Here is a 16,135-nt window from a genome sequence, read left to right as displayed (position 1 = left end):
CCTATGCCTCTTACACTCGACACCCCCCGCGCTTATGAGATCGGGGACATCAACGATTTGTCGGTCGCTGCCGGCGTGCAAATTTTTGAAGGTTCGGCGGTTGGCATTGTTGCGGCTAATGGACTCGCACGTCCCCTGGCGGCAGGGGATCTGTTCGTGGGCTTCGCCGATCGCGGCGTTGATAATCGAATCGGCGCCGCTGCCGCAGCGCGGGTGCGTCTTCGCGAAGCCGGCAAAGTTGAACTGCCCGTCACCGCGCTGGCGATCACCGACATCGGTAAGCCGGTGTATGCCAGCGACAGCGGCACGTTTCTGCTCACCGCCGCCGGTAACAGCCTGATCGGGCATGTTCACCGATTCGTGCGCACCGGCGTCGGCATCGTCAAGTTCACCGCCCAGGCCATCCCTTTAGCGGCCTGACGCATCACTCAACCCGTTTTTCAAACTTTTCTCTGACCGTATCCTTCTTCAGGAGAATCACCCATGGGTGCTGAAGTACTTTCCAGCCGTGCCATCATCGGCATGTTTTACGAACTGCTCGAACAGAATGTGGGGTCGAACTGGATCGACGCCGTGTCCAACCTGTTCGACTCCGACCAGGCCAAAGAAACCTATCCATGGATCGGCATGGTGCCGACCTTGCGTGAATGGATTGGTGGTCGCCACGCCAAGGGCTTTATCAGCGCTGATCTTGAAATCGAAAACCTGCATTTTGAGGCCACCCTCGAAGTGCTGGTCACCGAGCTGCGCCGCGATAAAACCGGACAGTTGCGCATTCGCCTGGGCGAGCTGGCCGACCGCACTAACGCGCATTGGGCGCGACTGCTGTCGGTGCTGCTGCTCAACGGCGAAAGCCAGACCTGCTATGACGGCCAATACTTCTTCGATACCGATCACGAAGAAGGCCAGAGCGGCGTTCAGTCCAACAAGATCACCACCAAGCTTTCCGAACTGCCGGCAAAGCTTCATGGTTCCCCCACTCACCCTAGTGTTGAGGAGTTTCAACAAGCGGTTGCCCGATCGGTCACCCAGTTGACCAGACTCAAAGATGACCAGGGCGAACCCATCAACGAGCTAGCCCGCGAATTTTTGGTGATGGTGCCGTTCAACCTGTTGAGCGTTGCGCAGTCGGCGCTCAGTGTCCCGCGTGGTACAGACATCAGCGAAATCGTGATGCCGGACAACGTGGTGGTTCGCGTGGTGGGCAACGTGCGCCTCAACGCCTGGCAGGACAAGTTCGTGACCTTCCGCACGGACGGTCGTTTGAAAGCGTTCATCCGCCAGCAGGAAACCGACGTGGCCATGAAAGCCAAGGCCGAAGGCTCGGAGTTCGAGTTCGACAACGATGCTCATCAGTACGGCGTCGACACTTGGCGCAACGTGGGTTTTGGGCGCTGGCAGTATGCCGTTCTTAACCAACTGGTTGCGTAAGCCTTTCGGCCTGACACCTCACTGAGGGCATTGATATGCCGAAATACCGCGTGGAGCAGACGATCACCCTTTATGGGGGGGAACTGATCCTGAATGCGGCCCAGGCCAGTGCGCGTGCGCACAACCTGGAGCCGGTCGCAAACAAGAAGGGCCGCTACACCATTGTGTCGCCTGTTCAGTTCAAAGCCGGGGAAGTGATTGTGATCCCCGGCGAGCCGGACAAGGCGTTGGGGCAGCGGTTGACGAAACTGGAGAAGGTCGCAGGAGAGCGTAATGCCGAATAAATCCTACACGGTGCTATCCGGCTCGTTTCGCGGGCCAGATGACAAACTGACCGGTGCGGGGGGCGTGATCGAGTTGCCTTATGACGTGGCCCAGCGCTTTCGCCACCAGTTGGAAGTGTTGGTGGTCGAGCCAGCACCGGCACCTTCCGCTGCAGGTGAGGGCGGACGCAAGCCCGTCAAGGTGAGCCCCGATGCTTGACGAAGATCTCAGGGGCTTCCTTGAGGACTTCGATGTCGGCGGGATGGTTGATGGTCAGCCGTTTCTGGCCGCGCGGGATATGCCGGACGAGATCCACGGCATGGGTGGCACCAACAGCCAGTCCACCGGCTACGAGATACTGATCATCACCGCCGAGGCCGAGCGCCTGGGCATCGACAATCCCAAACTGATCACTGTCGCCGGTGTGAATTTTCGCGTCCGCGACCGCCGGATGATTGATGACGGCGCCTTTAGCCTGGCCTCCCTCACCAAGGTTTAACCCTCATGCCCTCGATTCAAGAACGCATTGTCGCAAAGGCGCAGGCGCTGATTCTGGCCGCCGGTACGTTGGCGGCAGACCGGGTGTATCGCAGTCGTACTGAGGCGATCAAACGGGACATGACGCCCGCGATCGTGCTGCGCCCTGACCTTGAAACCTGCGAGCGTGAAAGCGCTGCAGTGGATCGCAACCAGTTCGAGCTGACGGTGGAAATCATTGCCCGGGAGGACACGGTCACAGGTGCTGCCTGGGATCAGGTGGCTGACTTGGTCAAGGTTGCCGTGCATGCGGTCCTGATGGCAGAGGGCGCCTTTGAGGAGGCGGATCGGGTGCAGCGCTTCTATATCGACTGGATCGAGGACGAAGGCGACAACACCGCCGGCAACTGCATGGTGCGTTACCGCTTCACCTACCTGTGCAACACCGGCGACCTGACGGCCGGACCTACCTTTTACTGAGGAACACATTATGCAAATCGCATTCGGCAGCGGGTTGTTTTACGCCACACCGCTGATGGACGCCTATGGCAATGCCATTTCCGCGCCGACCCCCATCCTGCTGGGCATCATGCAAGAAGCATCGGTAGACCTGTCGTTTGATTCCAAGGAATTGTTCGGCAGCGAGCAGTTTGCAGTCGACGCGGCCCGGGGCCAGGGCAAGCTGACGGGCAAGGCCAAGTCCGCCCAGATCAGCCTGCTGCAGTGGAATCAACTGGTGTTCGGGCAGACCCTGACCACCGGCCAGGTGTTAGTCCATCACTCCACGGAGCCCACAGCGGTGCCTGCAGGGGCCACCATCACCGTGGAGCCTCCGGCGGGCGGGACGCTCTCGGGTGATCTTGGGGTACGGGGCGCCGGTGCGATCCCTTACGTACGGGTACTGAGCGCGCCGATCGCGGGGCAGTACACCTTTGATGCTGCCACGGGGGAATATGCATTTGCCGCTGCAGACGTGGCCAAGTCGGTGTTCATTGATTACCGCTACACCGTTACGACGGGTAAAAGCCTGTCGGTGAAAAACCTGCCCATGGGTGACATGCCGGTGTTCCAGGGCGAGCTGGTCCTGAAATACAAGGGCAAGACTGTATACGTGCGCGTGCCGAACTTTGTCAGCAACAAGCTCGGGATCGCCACCAAACAGGACGACTACACCATCCCGGACTTTGAATTCACCGGCTACGCGGATGAGTTCGGCGAGGTGTGCTACTGGAGTGCCAACGAATGACGGTCGTGAATATTCCCGGCGTTTCGTTCCCGTTTCCAGGGAAAACGCTCGTCATCCCACCCCTGGCGCTGGGGGATCTGGAGCAGCTGCTGGAGCGGATCAACGCGGTGATGGCCGGCAACATGGACCGGGACAGTATCGCGACGGTGATCGATGCCACGCACGCGGCATTGCGTCGTAACTACCCCGACATCGAGCGCGCAGAGGTGGCAGCGCTGCTGGATCTTCGCAACATGCGTGACGCGTTGGATGCGGTCATGAGCGCTTCGGGCCTGGAGGTCATTGAGCCCGAACCGGGGGAAGCGCTGGCCCCTTCGACTGGGGCCAACTCTACGCTCACCTGATCGCAAGTACAGGCCAAAGCCCGGTTACGCTGCGGCGTGACTGGGACATGGTGATGGTGGGGCATATGACTGATTACTGGCGTAGTCATCCGCCGGTTCATGTTTTAGTCGCTGGCTATATGGGCTACAAACCTGATCGAGATCTCACAGATGCGCCCTATCTTGCAGAAACCATTACAGGTATTGCTGCAGATCTGCGTGATGAATTACCTGAACATCTCCGGAGCGCTCTAGACAACTTTTCTAGGAGTAATAATTGTTAGCCTACGAGTTCAGTACCGGTGATAAAGCTAACGGCGCTAATATGTTTGTGTAACAGGACAGTCTTCCCGTTACGCTCAATCTCAACTAGAACGTAGTCTTCTGATACTGCGGCTATTCTTCCGGAGAATAGGTCGCCTGCGAATTCAAAAAGCGCCCTTACGTCTTGGTTGTGCATGTGTTTAAGTTTGTCTGTAAATGCCGGCATAGTATTTCCTGAGATAACTCTCTGTATCGTTTAAATATGCAAATTTTCATCTTGCATGTGAGTTAGGCATGCCTGGTTGTTAGAAGTTTAAAAAAAATCATTTGGCGATGTTGCTGAATGTTGACTCTTTTTGAGAGTGCTTATTATTTGGTTTTGTTTCCCGTTTCTTTGGCCCTCGGTGTTTCAATGAGGTAGCGGTATGGAAAGGAATATTGCTTATCAATTCACTGCCGGTACTCAAGGTTTTGATCGCGCAGTTGAAAGTATCGAACGCAACATGCGAGACGCACGGACGACATTTAGTCGCGAACTGAGAGCGATCAGTACCGAGATGGTCGGCAGTCAAACCCGGCTCGCTCGTTTTGGTCCGGCAGTGAATGAGGCGTTCTCCGGCGTCAGCACCATCATGCGCTCGGGCCTCGGTGGTGTGGCGGCTGGCATTGCGGGTGTGTTTGGTCTGGGTGCTTTCAAGCTGGGCCAGATAGTTAGCGATAGCAAGGACGCGGCGATCCAACAGGAGGCTGCTTACCGTGGTCTGGAAGCGGTGGCCAATCACGCCGGTGTCGGTATTGGCCGGGCCATGGATGAGGCCAACAAGCTCGCCTCTGACGGCTTGCTCAGCGTCGGTGACGCGGCCAAAGCACTGCAAAACCTGCTCAGCCGTGGCTACAACGTTGACCAGGCGGTGGCGGTGATCAACCGCCTAAAAGACGCTGCAGCGTTCAACCGGCAGGCCAATCTCAGCATGTCGGAAGCTGTGGTGTCGGCCACCGAGGGCTTGAAAAACGAAAACTCGGTGCTGGTGGATAACGCCGGTGTTACGAAAAACGTCGCCAAAATGTGGGACGAGTATGCCAAGAGCATCGGCACCAGTCGTGACAAGTTGTCGGACTCGCAAAAGATCACGGCCGAATACAACGGCATCATGAAAGAGACCGAGGCCCAGGTCGGTAATGCTGCCAAGGCGGCCGATGGATTGACTGGGAGCCAGGCCGAGCTCGACTCCAAAAGCAACCAGCTGCAGGTCACCATCGGTACCATTCTTGAGCCTGTCTTCATCAGCCTGAATAAGCGTCTGTCTGAAACCGCCAGTTGGTTCAACAATCTGCTGAAAGGCATGACCGGCGTAGGTCTTACCGTTGATGAGGTAGCGGCGAACGTCGCGCGATACGAAGCGATGTTAGGGACCGTCATCGCCGGTCCGCGCGGTGGGGGTGGCAAGGCCCAGCTGGAAGCCACGCTGGTCGAAGAGCGCCTGCTGCTGGAAAACATGCAGTTGGTGTCCAACAAGCTGGAAGAAGTCGACGCGGGTATGCGATCCCGTTCCGCTCGCATCGAAGAGCAGCGGCGCAAAGTGGCCGAGATGGCCGCGACCGGCAATACAGCTCTGACCAAAGCACCACAGCAGGGCAGGACAAGTCCGACCGCTTACGGCGTTGAAGTCGCCCGGTTGACCAAGCTGGAGCAGGCATACGCTGCAGCGGTCGAGCATCGGAAAAAAGTGGTTGAGTCCACGACGCCTCCTAAAAAAGCGGATGACCCGGTGAGCGCGCCGGCGAAGACCAAGTCACGGGTCAGTGAGTGGGCAGAAGTATTGGACGCGCAGAAGGTTGCTCACGCCCAGCAGCAGGCTGAGCAGGGCACCTTCCTGCAGTTCTCCCAGCAGCAGGAAATGCAGTACTGGCAGGGCATTCTCAAACGTACGGATTTGAGCGCGGCCGAACGGTTGAGCGTTCAGCGCAATTACCTGGCGTCATTGAATGCCTTGCGCCGGCAGGACGAAGGCCAAGCCTTTGCCGACCTGCAAGCCCAGGCCCAGCAGTACCGCAACAACATGGACGCGCGTCTGCAGATCGCTCAGCAGACCCTGGAGCGCAGCCGGCATCTCTATGGTCAGGACAGCCAGGAATACCGCAAGGCTGCGGCAGAGGTGGTCGCCGTCGAGCGCGAAAAGCAGCAGCAAATCACCAACATGAAACAGCAGCAGTTGGCTGCCGATCAACAGGCGCGGCTTACCGATGTTGCCCATGCCGAACAGATGGCCCAGCTGGATCTGCAAGCCAACCTGATCACCCAAGGCCAGCTGCTGCAGGCCCAGGCCGAGTTCGAAAAGCAACGGTATGCGATCGAAGCTCAGGCATTGGCCGAGCGTAAAGCGCTGCTGGAGCAGGATCCTGACCGCAACCCGGTCGCCCTGCAGCAAGTCCAGCAGCAGATCCTGGCGCTGGAACAAACCCATCGCAACAGCATGGCAGTGATTGGCAGGCAGCAAACCTTCGAGTCGCAGAGCAACTGGACGGGCATGGTCGACAGTCTACGTACCAGTTGGTCTAGCGGGCTTACTGGAATCATCAGCGGCACCATGAGCACTCAGGGCCTGTTGCGCGGGATCTTCACCAGCATCGGCACCGCGTTCGTTGAGAACATGGTCACCAAGCCGTTGATGGCCTGGATGTTCGGTGAGACGGCTAAAACCGGTGCGACGGTTGTGGGTGTTGGCGTTCGAACGGCTGCAGAGGCAGGCGGTGCGGCTATGTCCGTAGCGATCTGGGGCGCAGCCACAATCAAAAACATCATTGCCAGCGCCTGGCAAGCCATGGCCGGTGCCTTTGCAGCCATGTCGGCCATTCCGATCATTGGACCGATCCTCGGCGCGGCGGCTGCAGTGGCTGCCGGCGCATTCGTATTTGGCTTGGTGAAAAACGTCGCCTCGGCCGAGGGCGGCTATGACATCCCTGCCGGTACCAATCCCGTGACGCAACTCCACGAGCAGGAAATGGTGCTGCCCAAGCAATACGCCAACGTCATCCGCCAGGCAGCCAGTGGAGAGGGGCAGTTGGGAGGGGCCGGTAACAGCTATCACTACCACGACAGCAGCGGCCGGATGTCACCTGCGGATATTCGGCGTGGCGCCCGGGTGCTGGCCGAAGAAATGCAAAAAATGCGGCGCAACGGCGCCATCAAAACTTAGGGGGCGAGATGTCGTTAGGACCTTTTTGGCCGGCGCGCTGGATCGCCAGTTACCCCGATATGGGCGCGGCGGTTGAAGGCGTTCTGCCGCGCTTGCCCGGGCAAACCCTGCTTTCAAAAAAGGCGCCTGAGTGGAGTACTGGTGTGCAGAAAGCTGCCAGTGGTCGACGCCGGACAACGGCGTACTACCCGGCGCCGCTGTGGTCTTTCCAACTGAGCTACAACGCCGTGCGCAAGCGCCCCGGGTTGGATGAATGGTCGAGGCTGATTGAGTTCTTCAATCAGCGCAAAGGGCAATTTGGCGAGTTCCTGTTCTTTGATCGTAGCGATCACCTGGTAACGCTTCAGCGTTTCGGCACCGGGGACGGCACCACGCGAACATTTCAGCTTTCCCGGGAGATAGGCGACTGGGTCGAGCCGGTGTACGGCGTCGTCAATGTGGACGTCGTCACTGTCAGTGGTGCTCCTACTTCAGCCTTCACTGTGGATGAGCTGGGGCGCATCACCTTTACGGTGGCCCCGCCCATCAATGCGGCGCTGGTGTGGAGTGGGGCGTTTTATTTTCGCTGTGCTTTTGATGCGGACTCGCTGGACGGAGCTCAGCCTTATCGCGCGATCTGGGAACTTAAAAACATCGCGTTCACGAGTATCAAACCATGATCGATGCCACACCCGAACTGAAAGCCTTTCTGGCCACGGCGCGCCGTTTCGTCATGGCGGATCTGTACACGATTGCCCTGGCCAGCGGCCAGGTGCTGCGTTACACCGATGCGGGTTTGCAGGTCTTCTATGCGGGCCAGAACTACTCGGCCAGCGGCCCCCTGATCAAGCGCACCGGCGTGCGGGCGGTGCGCGGGATTGAGGTCGACACGTTGAACGTGACCTTTACCGCCGGCATGGACGACACCGTGTTCGGCGAGCCCTTGCTGCCATTCATTGCCGGCGGCGGTTTTGACGGGGCCACGCTGAACCTTGTTCGAGCGTTCATGGCGGACTGGCGATCGCCCGTGGTGGGCACGGTCACACGTTTTATCGGGCGGGTCGCCGAGGTGGATCCTGCCGACCGCGAGCAGGCGACGGTGACAGTAAAGTCGCCGATCGAGCTGCTCGATACCAAGGTGCCCCGGGGTGTCTATCAGCCCTCCTGCCTGCGCACGGTGTACAGCGCCGATTGCGGGGTGAATCGCGCCCTGTTTGAAACCGTGGGTGTGGTCCAGGGTGGCAGCACGGCCCTGCGCGTGAACTCCAATGTGCCCGCCACCCAGGGCTGGTTCGACCAGGGCGTGATTCGGTTTGTGAACGGTGCCAATGCAGGTGTGACAAGGACCGTGCGCCGATTCACGGCAGATGGTGCCGTGACGATGATCCTGGGGCTGCCAGGCGTGCCAGTGGCGGGTGATCAGTTTCTGATTTACCCGGGTTGCCCACGGACGCTGGATGCCTGCACCAACAAATTCGGCAACCGAGCGCGGTACCGGGGTATGCCGTTCATTCCCGTCGCGGAGACATCGGTATGAGCCCGTTCGAAGTGCTGCAGCGTGATGCCGTTGTTGCCCAGGCCGAACGCTGGTTGCGCACGCCGTACCAGCACCGGCAGCACCTGCTCGGCCTTGGCGTCGATTGTGCCTGGTTGCTGATTGAGGTGTATCACGCCGCCGGGTTGATTCCCTGGATCGATCCCGGGGCGTATGCCCAGGACTGGCACCTGCACCGCAGCGAGGAACGCTACCTGGGTTGGCTGGAGCTGTACGGCCGGCAGATCGATGTCCCGCAGCGTGGCGATGTCGCGGTCTGGAAATTCGGCCGGACCTTCAGCCACGGCGCGGTGGTGGTCGATGAGCACCGCATCATTCACGCCTATCGGGACATCGGCGTCGAGTTTGCAGACATGCGCGAGGAGCGGCTCTCCAGCCACACCGTGCGTTATTACACACTTAACCGATATGGAGTCAGCGATGGGGGGCAGCAGTAGTACGATTTCCAACAGTGCGACACGTATCAACGCGCTACAGATCCAGAGCAGTGCCAGTGGCAAGCCGATCGCCTGGATCGCCGGCCGTAATCGCATCAGCCCTAACCTCATTTATTACAGTGACTTTGAAGCGGTCGCCAAAACCACGACGAAAAAGTCGGGGGGTAAAGGCGGCGGCGGAGCCACCCAAAAAGACACGACCTACACCTACTACGCGGCTATCATTTTGGCCGTCGGGCGTGGCCCACTGGGTGCGATTCACCGCGTATTTCGTGACAAAGAGGTGTTTTCCTCACTGGCGCAGATTGGCTTGAACTATGCCAATGGCACTCATGATCAGACCGTGTGGGGTTTTCTTCAAACTCGCCACCCGGCCGAAGCGATTGCCTACGCTGACACGGCCTACGTGTTTTCCAGCAGGTACCTGCTCAACGACAACGCCGGCGTCCAGAATCATACGTTTGAGGTGGACGGACGTTATCAGGTGCCCGGGCTGCCGGATGCCAACCCGGGTGACTTCTTGCCCGGGTTGTTGCTCGATCCGTTGGACGGCATTGGTTTTACCCCGGCGTGGGTCGCGGATATGTCGAACTACCGCAACTATTGCTTGGCGGAAAACTTACTCTTGAGTCCGGTGCTCGACGAGCAGGCGCCGGCGAATGAGGCTATTACGCGTTGGTTGCAACTGACCAACAGCGAGATGGTGTGGTCTGCTGGTCAACTCAAGGTAATTCCCTACGGCGATCAGGCTGTCACTGGCAATGGCGTGACGTGGTTTCCGAACATCACGCCGGTGGCGGATCTGACCGATGACGACTTTCTTTCAGAGGACGGTGAGCCTCCGGTCTCGCTCAAAATCAAGAGCCAGGCCGACAGCTACAACGAAGTGTCGCTGGAAATCCTTGATCGCGAGCATGAGTACAACACCGACGTGGTGCGTGCGCCTGATCAGGCTGCCATTGAGCAGTTTGGCTCCAAACCGATGGACACCATCAAAGCGTACGAGATCTGCAACATCGCCATCGGCGCCCATGCGGCGCAGCTGTTGGTGCAGCGCAAGCTGTATGTGCGCAATGAATATGAGTTCTCCCTCGGCTGGCAGCACGTGCTCCTCGAGCCTATGGACCTGGTGACGATCACTGAGCCAGGGTTGAACCTGCACCAGCGCCTGGTCCGGCTGATTTCGGTTGAGGAGGACGAACTGGGTAAGTTGGCGATCGTGGCCGAGGATGCGTTGCTGGGCGTCGGCAGCGCACCCAACTATCCCGTGCAGAGCAAAAGCGGTTATCAGGGCAATCAAAACGTCGCGCCTGGACCTGTCCTGGCGCCCATCATGTTCAATCCACCCGAGAGCTTGCTGCCCGCCGGCACATTGCAGATCTGGGGCGGTGTTGCCGGCGCGGGTGAAGCCTGGGGCGGTTGTGAGATCTGGATCAGCGCTGATGGCGACAGCTACCGGTTAGCGGAGACGATTTACGGCAGGGCGCGCATGGGACAACTGACGACGGCGCTGGCCGCTGGAAGCGATCCTGACACGGTCAATATCATGTCCGTGCAACTGGCAGCGGCGACCGAACTGGCAGCCGCCACTACTGCAGAGGCGGACAGTGGCGCCACGCTGTGTTGGGTGGCCGGCGAGCTGCTGAGTTACCGCGACGCGGTGCTCACCGGCGTCGGAGGCTATGAGCTGAGCTATCTCAGACGCGGACGTCTGAGCACGGCCATCTCCAGTCACTCGGTCGGTTCACCGTTTGTGCGGTTGGATGACACCGTCTGGAAGTACAGCTACACGTCTGACCAGGTCGGCAAGACTGTCTGGGTCAAGTTCCGCTCATTTAACGTGTTCGGTCGAGCGCTTGAGGATCTGGCGGATGTCACGGCCTACAGCGTCACGTTATCGCCCGCCCGGGTCGCGCCTGATACCGCGCAAAACCTTGCTCTGGTCGGTGCCTTCGAGGCGCCGTACTTCACCGTAAGCTGGGTGGCCGGAGCTCGTGCTGAGGATCGCTTGGTACGTGTTCGTCACGCGGGCAGCAATGCCCTGCTGCGAGAGGTGGCGACCACCAGCACGGCATTCACGTACCAGCGTGAGGATGCGCTGGTGGATGGCGCGCTCATTCGCAGCTATAGGGTGGAGGTCATCGAGCGCAACGCTGCAGGCCAGGCACAGTTGGTGTCGTTGTTGGTCACCAATACGGCGCCGGCGTCCGTTACGGGAACCGCCGCCACGGTCACTGGCACCACCACCGCGGATGTCAGTTGCGCGGCCAGTGCAGCTGCAGACGCGGCTGGTTATGTGTTTGTGTATTCGACAGAGGAGGACTTTGATCCGGCAACTGCAGGGACGGTCGGCTATCAAGGCGTATCGCGCACCGGGCAGGTCACGGGACTGACAGCTGACACCACGTATTACCTCTGCGCTGCAGCGTACGACACCTGGAGCAGTGTGCGCAGTCAACTCAACTTCGCCCCGGCGATCACCTTCAACACCTGATAGAGACTCATCATGCAACCTATTCAATTCTTTGCCGCAAGGGCTGAAGACGGCGTGCTATTGCCTGGAGCAACGGTGAGGGTGCTTGTCTCCGGGAGTGAGACGTTGGCGCCGCTGTTTTCCGATGCGGCGGCGACCGTTGTCCTGGCCAACCCCATGCATGCCGATGCCAGTGCGCGGGTGTTCTTCTACACCACAGCGGCCCGCATCGATATTCAGATCGGCTATGCGGGGTACCGAGCGCCGCTGCTGCAGGGCATCGGTACCAGTGATCCTGTAGATATGATCAATGCGGAAATTGATCGCCTCAACCGCGATATGGTCGATGGGAAAGTGCATGCCACTGTCGCGGCAGGTCTTCTGGCGACAGTCGACGGCCAGTCGTTTTATGTCGAGCCCACCTCGCCAGACATATCGCGCAGTCTTTATGTGCGGGTCAGTGCCATGGAGGCCAGGCATGTCTCCGATGATCCGTCAGTGGGTTACATCGCAGAGATAGACGTGCGCACCTCTGCGGTTGAAAGCGGCACGTTCAATGGCTTGGAGCTGCGCTTTGTTCGATTGGCCGTAGAGTCCGGTTACACCTGGGCGCTGGTCGATTCGGTTGGGCGCATGGCGCTGGGTTGCCGGGTAGATGGTTCACTCGTGGGCAAGTTCATGCTGCGCGACGGCACTGTCGATCGCAACACGCTGAAACTCGACCTCGACGGATTCATCGCCAAGGCGTTGGACCCCCAGTCGGGATATGCCTGGGCGGTGATCGATACCCTGGGCCGGATTGGGCTGGCTCTTCGAGTGGACGGGACCGTTACCGGTAAGTTCTTGCTCGGCACCGGTGCCGTCCCTCGCAAAGCGCTAGGGGTCGATCTGTCGGGCTTCATTGCTGTTCAACTGAGTCCAGAGTCCGGCTATGTCTGGGCTGTCGTCGATGCGGTTGGCCGCATTGCCCTGGGCATCACCACCGCCGGCAAAACGGTGGGTAACTTTGATATTCATATCCCCGATGTCACAGGGATTGAATACCTCAAGCCGGTGCACGATCTGCTTTGTGTAGGAGATTCTCTGACAGCCAATAGCAGCCAAGTCACCTGGCGGGAGCAACTTGCGCCACTGATCAGTGCGCGGACCATTGTGAATGGCGGCATTGGCGGCCAAACGTCTCGCCAGATCGCCGCACGTTTCGGCGCTGGTACCGCACTGCTGACCGTCACGGACAACCAGATCCCGGCCTCGGGTTCGGTGACGGTTACAGCCCTGAGCACCTTGCTGCTGTCCACGCCTGCGACCAATTCGGGGACCTTCGCGTTGACAGGTACGTTGGGTGGCATCCACGGCACGCTGACGTGCACGCACAGTGAGACTGGGGACTCGTCGGACGTTTACACGTTTGCTCGGGATGCTGCCGGAGACGCCCGATATAGCGCGCCCAAGTCGCCGTTTGTGCCCGACGTTCCCGGTAACGGGTTTTACACCGAGATCATCTGGATGGGCCGCAACAATCTCGACAACATCGAGCAGATCAAGGCCGACATCCGGGCGATGGTGGGGGTGCAGAAAACTGTTGAGAAGCACTACCTGATCATCACGCCGCCGCTGGGCGGCAACCCGACACCGGGCACGTCGACGGGGGAGGGGATCGGTACCGCCACCTACAACAACTGTGTTGCGCTGGAAGATTGGGCCACCGCCGAGTACGGCGATCGCGTGATCAAGATCCGCGAGTGGCTGATGCAGTTCAACGACGGCAGCGCCGACGATCTCGACGATGTGGCCAAGGGCGTGGTTCCGCGTTCACTGCGGCTGGACATCATTCACAACACCACCATCAGCAACGGGCACATCGCTCGTCGCATTGCCTATGAAATTAACCGGAGGTCCTGGTAATGGCCGGACAAAAAACCGTACTGGATGGCATCACCTTCACCGATACGACGTTGCCCATTCTGCGTTCCGATGCGTTGCTGAGTGCGGGGTCGCTGTATCTGTTCGACTTGGGGCATAGCTTAGGTGGTGTGAGCGGAGTGCCGGCAGCGGGCGCTGTTATCCCCAATATCGCTTACGCCGAAGCGGCAGCGGTGCTCGGTGCGGGTACCGAGAGCAGTTTGGCGGGGGTATTCAGCAGCAACGCGGTCGCAGCTGACGCGCTGTTTGAGCGGACGCCCAAGAAGGGCCTGCACGCCATTTACAGCCAGGTCAACAACACGGTGAGCGGTCATGGCTCACAGATCAATGTCGCAGCTGCGATCCGCGACTACATCATCGCGAACAAGACCCACCTGTTCTATTTCTCGGTATGGGCTCACCGGACACGTGCAGCACTGGCAACCGGTCACCGGTACATGGAGATCGGTAGCGGCGGCAACTTCCTGGGGTACATGAGTGGCGCCGGTAACACCGGCAAGGCTTCCGGGCTTTACAACGTCGTCGGCGGGGCCAACGCCGTGGCTAACCGGTACTCCTCGATGCGAGCGTCTGCGGGTAGCGGTGATACGGTGGCGGCAGCGGCCGGGAGCATTATTTTCGGTAACGGTGGATCTGGTTCCGCGCTGACCAATCAGTGCCCCTCGGACATCTTCTATCGCGGCTACTGCGAGGATCTGACGGTGTCGGGGCGAAACTATGCTGACGTCGACGCCCTCGACAAGGCGCTATGGGATGCCGCTTTCGCGGCAGGTGGCCGGTTTGCTGGTGACACCTTTACGGCACCGTCGACTTTCCCATAGCTGGCCAGGTAAACCTATAAGCCCGCCGCAACTCATGGTTTGCGGCGGAAGCGGAATTTTTCCCAGCCATTTTTGAACCTGAAAGTTCCGGTGTCTCCTCTGAGAGCGTAAAGACTCGCTCTGTAACAAGCAGTAAATCGAGAGAATCCAAGGCGTCTAATTCTTTTATAGACCCAAACCCATCCGTGGCGATTGGTAGTTTTGGCGGGCCTTTGCACCATTTACGCGCTCCTTCGTGGCGAAATTTGACGCAGATGATAGCGATGTGCCCCATTGCAAAGGCTGTCAAATAATAACGGGGCCGAACTTCTAATCACCGAGAGCGTCTGCCTCACTCGTTTGAGTGCAGCAACTTATCCGCTTAAGCCTACCGAGTTGGCTATTAACTCTAATACCCGCCGTTGTGCGGGTTTTTTTCGTCTGGAGAAAAGGCTATGGCACGACTATCGATCACACAAGCAGGTAGCCACAATGCGTTAGCCTTCCTCGACATGCTCGCTTGGTCCGAGGGGACCAGCACATCGCCGGCCACTGCCCTGGATGGCTACGACGTCATCGTGACGGGCATCGACAGAAAGCCTGAGGTCTTCACAGATTTCAGTGATCACCCCTTCGCAAAGGGGCGCCGCTCGAAGGCCATCAACAGCAAGGGCCTGACATCTAATGCCTCGGGCCGATACCAGCAGATGCTGAAGGATTGGCCGTATTACCGAACGCTGTTGGCCCTGCCTGACTTCAGCCCGATCAGCCAGGACCTGTTGGCTCTGCAGCACATCCGCGAATGCCGCGCGCTACCGGACGTGCATGCGGGCCGGGTCGAAAGCGCAATCGCAAAGTGCCGGAATATTTGGGCAAGCCTGCCTGGTGCAGGGTATGGACAACGTGAACACCGGCTTGATGATCTGATCCAGCAGTACCGCTTGGCGGGTGGAGCACTGTCATGACGGCATTACGGAAAGTTTCCCGATGCCTGGCCCAAGCCGAGGAGGATCGTCTTTATTTTGAGTGTCCAGGTTGTGGCCTAGCTCATGGCATTTCGCACGGCGCAGGTGTTGGTCCACGGTGGGGGTGGAATGGGAACTTGGAGGCACCGACGTTCACGCCAAGCATTCTGGTCCGATACACCTGGTCGGATGGCCCGAGGGTTTGCCATTCGTTCGTGACTGGTGGGCGCATTCAGTTTCTTGAGGACTGCACTCACCATCTGGCGGGGCAGACCGTCGACCTACCCGATTGGGAGGATGAGTAATGCTGACCACAACACAGAAACTGGCAGCCTTGCTGATCGCGATGAGCATTGCGTTCGGCGCGGCCTGGCAGGTGCAAGCGTGGCGTTACGCTGGAAAGCTTGCGAGCCAGGCCGCGCTGCAGGCTGACGATCTAAACAATCTGACCCAGGCCGCGCTCCGCCAGCAGCAGACCGAACAGGACAAGCGCCTAGCCACAGAGCAACAACTCGCCGTTTCCGATCAACAGCACACCCGAGAACTTTCCGATGCCAGACGTAATCAGGCTCTATTGCGTGACCGCCTTGCTACTGCTGATGTGCGGCTGTCAGTCCTTCTCGACACCACGGACACAGCCAGTGGCTGCAACGTGTCTACCCCCCCCGGCACCGTCGGCGTGGTTCATGCAGCCCGTCGAGCCCAACTTGACCCAGCGCATGCTCAACGAATTATCGGCATCACCGATGCCGGCGACCAAGGATTGATCGCCTTGCGGGGCTGTCAGGATTACGCTAAAGA

General features: G+C 59.2%; 19 protein-coding genes. All 19 read left to right on the top strand.

The features are described from left to right. Positions 1-3: 3 nt before the first annotated feature. A complete protein-coding gene (locus AD670_RS09160; RefSeq protein WP_053130802.1) occupies positions 4-420 on the top strand; it encodes a hypothetical protein in 417 nt (138 codons plus the stop codon). Positions 421-483: 63 nt separating this feature from the next. After that, positions 484-1,431, top strand: coding sequence for a Mu-like prophage major head subunit gpT family protein (locus AD670_RS09155; RefSeq protein ID WP_053130799.1), 948 nt, complete (start codon positions 484-486; stop codon positions 1,429-1,431). Positions 1,432-1,466: 35 nt separating this feature from the next. Then, the gene (locus AD670_RS09150) at positions 1,467-1,715 is read left to right on the top strand and encodes a hypothetical protein (RefSeq protein WP_053130797.1); all 249 of its coding nucleotides are present in this window, start codon (positions 1,467-1,469) and stop codon (positions 1,713-1,715) included. Continuing rightward, positions 1,705-1,914, top strand: a complete 210-nt coding sequence (locus AD670_RS09145; RefSeq protein ID WP_053130793.1) for a hypothetical protein — start codon at positions 1,705-1,707, stop codon at positions 1,912-1,914. The genes AD670_RS09150 and AD670_RS09145 overlap by 11 nt, the downstream gene beginning before the upstream one ends. Further along, positions 1,907-2,194: a hypothetical protein gene (locus AD670_RS09140; protein ID WP_053130790.1), complete on the top strand. Its 288-nt coding sequence runs from the start codon at positions 1,907-1,909 to the stop codon at positions 2,192-2,194. The genes AD670_RS09145 and AD670_RS09140 overlap by 8 nt, the downstream gene beginning before the upstream one ends. Positions 2,195-2,199: 5 nt before the next feature. After that, a complete protein-coding gene (locus AD670_RS09135) occupies positions 2,200-2,652 on the top strand; it encodes a hypothetical protein (protein ID WP_053130787.1) in 453 nt (150 codons plus the stop codon). Positions 2,653-2,662: 10 nt separating this feature from the next. Next, positions 2,663-3,418, top strand: a complete 756-nt coding sequence (locus AD670_RS09130; protein ID WP_053130784.1) for a hypothetical protein — start codon at positions 2,663-2,665, stop codon at positions 3,416-3,418. Beyond that, positions 3,415-3,762 carry a hypothetical protein gene (locus tag AD670_RS09125; RefSeq protein ID WP_053130782.1) on the top strand — a complete coding sequence of 116 codons (348 nt, stop codon included), beginning with the start codon at positions 3,415-3,417 and terminating at the stop codon, positions 3,760-3,762. The genes AD670_RS09130 and AD670_RS09125 overlap by 4 nt, the downstream gene beginning before the upstream one ends. A gap of 65 nt (positions 3,763-3,827) precedes the next feature. Next, positions 3,828-4,025, top strand: a complete 198-nt coding sequence (locus AD670_RS31425) for a hypothetical protein (RefSeq protein ID WP_156338178.1) — start codon at positions 3,828-3,830, stop codon at positions 4,023-4,025. Between the two features lie 405 nt (positions 4,026-4,430). Then, positions 4,431-7,202, top strand: a complete 2,772-nt coding sequence (locus AD670_RS09115; RefSeq protein WP_053130777.1) for a hypothetical protein — start codon at positions 4,431-4,433, stop codon at positions 7,200-7,202. Between the two features lie 8 nt (positions 7,203-7,210). Beyond that, positions 7,211-7,861, top strand: a complete 651-nt coding sequence (locus AD670_RS09110) for a DUF2460 domain-containing protein (protein ID WP_082340939.1) — start codon at positions 7,211-7,213, stop codon at positions 7,859-7,861. Then, entirely contained in the window at positions 7,858-8,718 is an 861-nt protein-coding gene (locus AD670_RS09105; RefSeq protein ID WP_053130773.1) for a DUF2163 domain-containing protein, read from the top strand. Before AD670_RS09110 ends, AD670_RS09105 begins: the two co-directional genes overlap by 4 nt. Beyond that, positions 8,715-9,173: an NlpC/P60 family protein gene (locus AD670_RS31645; RefSeq protein ID WP_053130771.1), complete on the top strand. Its 459-nt coding sequence runs from the start codon at positions 8,715-8,717 to the stop codon at positions 9,171-9,173. The genes AD670_RS09105 and AD670_RS31645 overlap by 4 nt, the downstream gene beginning before the upstream one ends. Beyond that, positions 9,157-11,667 carry a phage tail protein gene (locus AD670_RS09095; RefSeq protein WP_053130769.1) on the top strand — a complete coding sequence of 837 codons (2,511 nt, stop codon included), beginning with the start codon at positions 9,157-9,159 and terminating at the stop codon, positions 11,665-11,667. Before AD670_RS31645 ends, AD670_RS09095 begins: the two co-directional genes overlap by 17 nt. Before the next feature lie 12 nt (positions 11,668-11,679). Then, positions 11,680-13,551 (top strand): hypothetical protein, encoded by a 1,872-nt coding sequence (locus AD670_RS09090; protein ID WP_156338175.1) that lies wholly within the window; start codon positions 11,680-11,682, stop codon positions 13,549-13,551. After that, complete coding sequence (locus AD670_RS09085) at positions 13,551-14,390, top strand: hypothetical protein (RefSeq protein WP_053130764.1); 840 nt, start codon at positions 13,551-13,553, stop codon at positions 14,388-14,390. Before AD670_RS09090 ends, AD670_RS09085 begins: the two co-directional genes overlap by 1 nt. Before the next feature lie 434 nt (positions 14,391-14,824). Next, on the top strand, positions 14,825-15,334 hold the full coding sequence (locus AD670_RS09080; protein WP_053130762.1) for a glycoside hydrolase family 104 protein: 510 nt from the start codon (positions 14,825-14,827) through the stop codon (positions 15,332-15,334). Then, positions 15,331-15,639 (top strand): DUF6527 family protein, encoded by a 309-nt coding sequence (locus AD670_RS31925; RefSeq protein ID WP_082340936.1) that lies wholly within the window; start codon positions 15,331-15,333, stop codon positions 15,637-15,639. Before AD670_RS09080 ends, AD670_RS31925 begins: the two co-directional genes overlap by 4 nt. Before the next feature lie 2 nt (positions 15,640-15,641). After that, positions 15,642-16,135, top strand: a 494-nt coding sequence (locus AD670_RS09075) for a lysis system i-spanin subunit Rz (protein WP_053130759.1), incomplete at its 3' end; no start/stop codon positions are given.

Source organism: Pseudomonas sp. MIACH (assembly GCF_001269925.1).
GTDB lineage: Bacteria > Pseudomonadota > Gammaproteobacteria > Pseudomonadales > Pseudomonadaceae > Aquipseudomonas.
The sequence above is the reverse complement of the archived record's forward strand: the minus strand, read 5'-3'. Positions and strand labels throughout refer to the sequence as shown.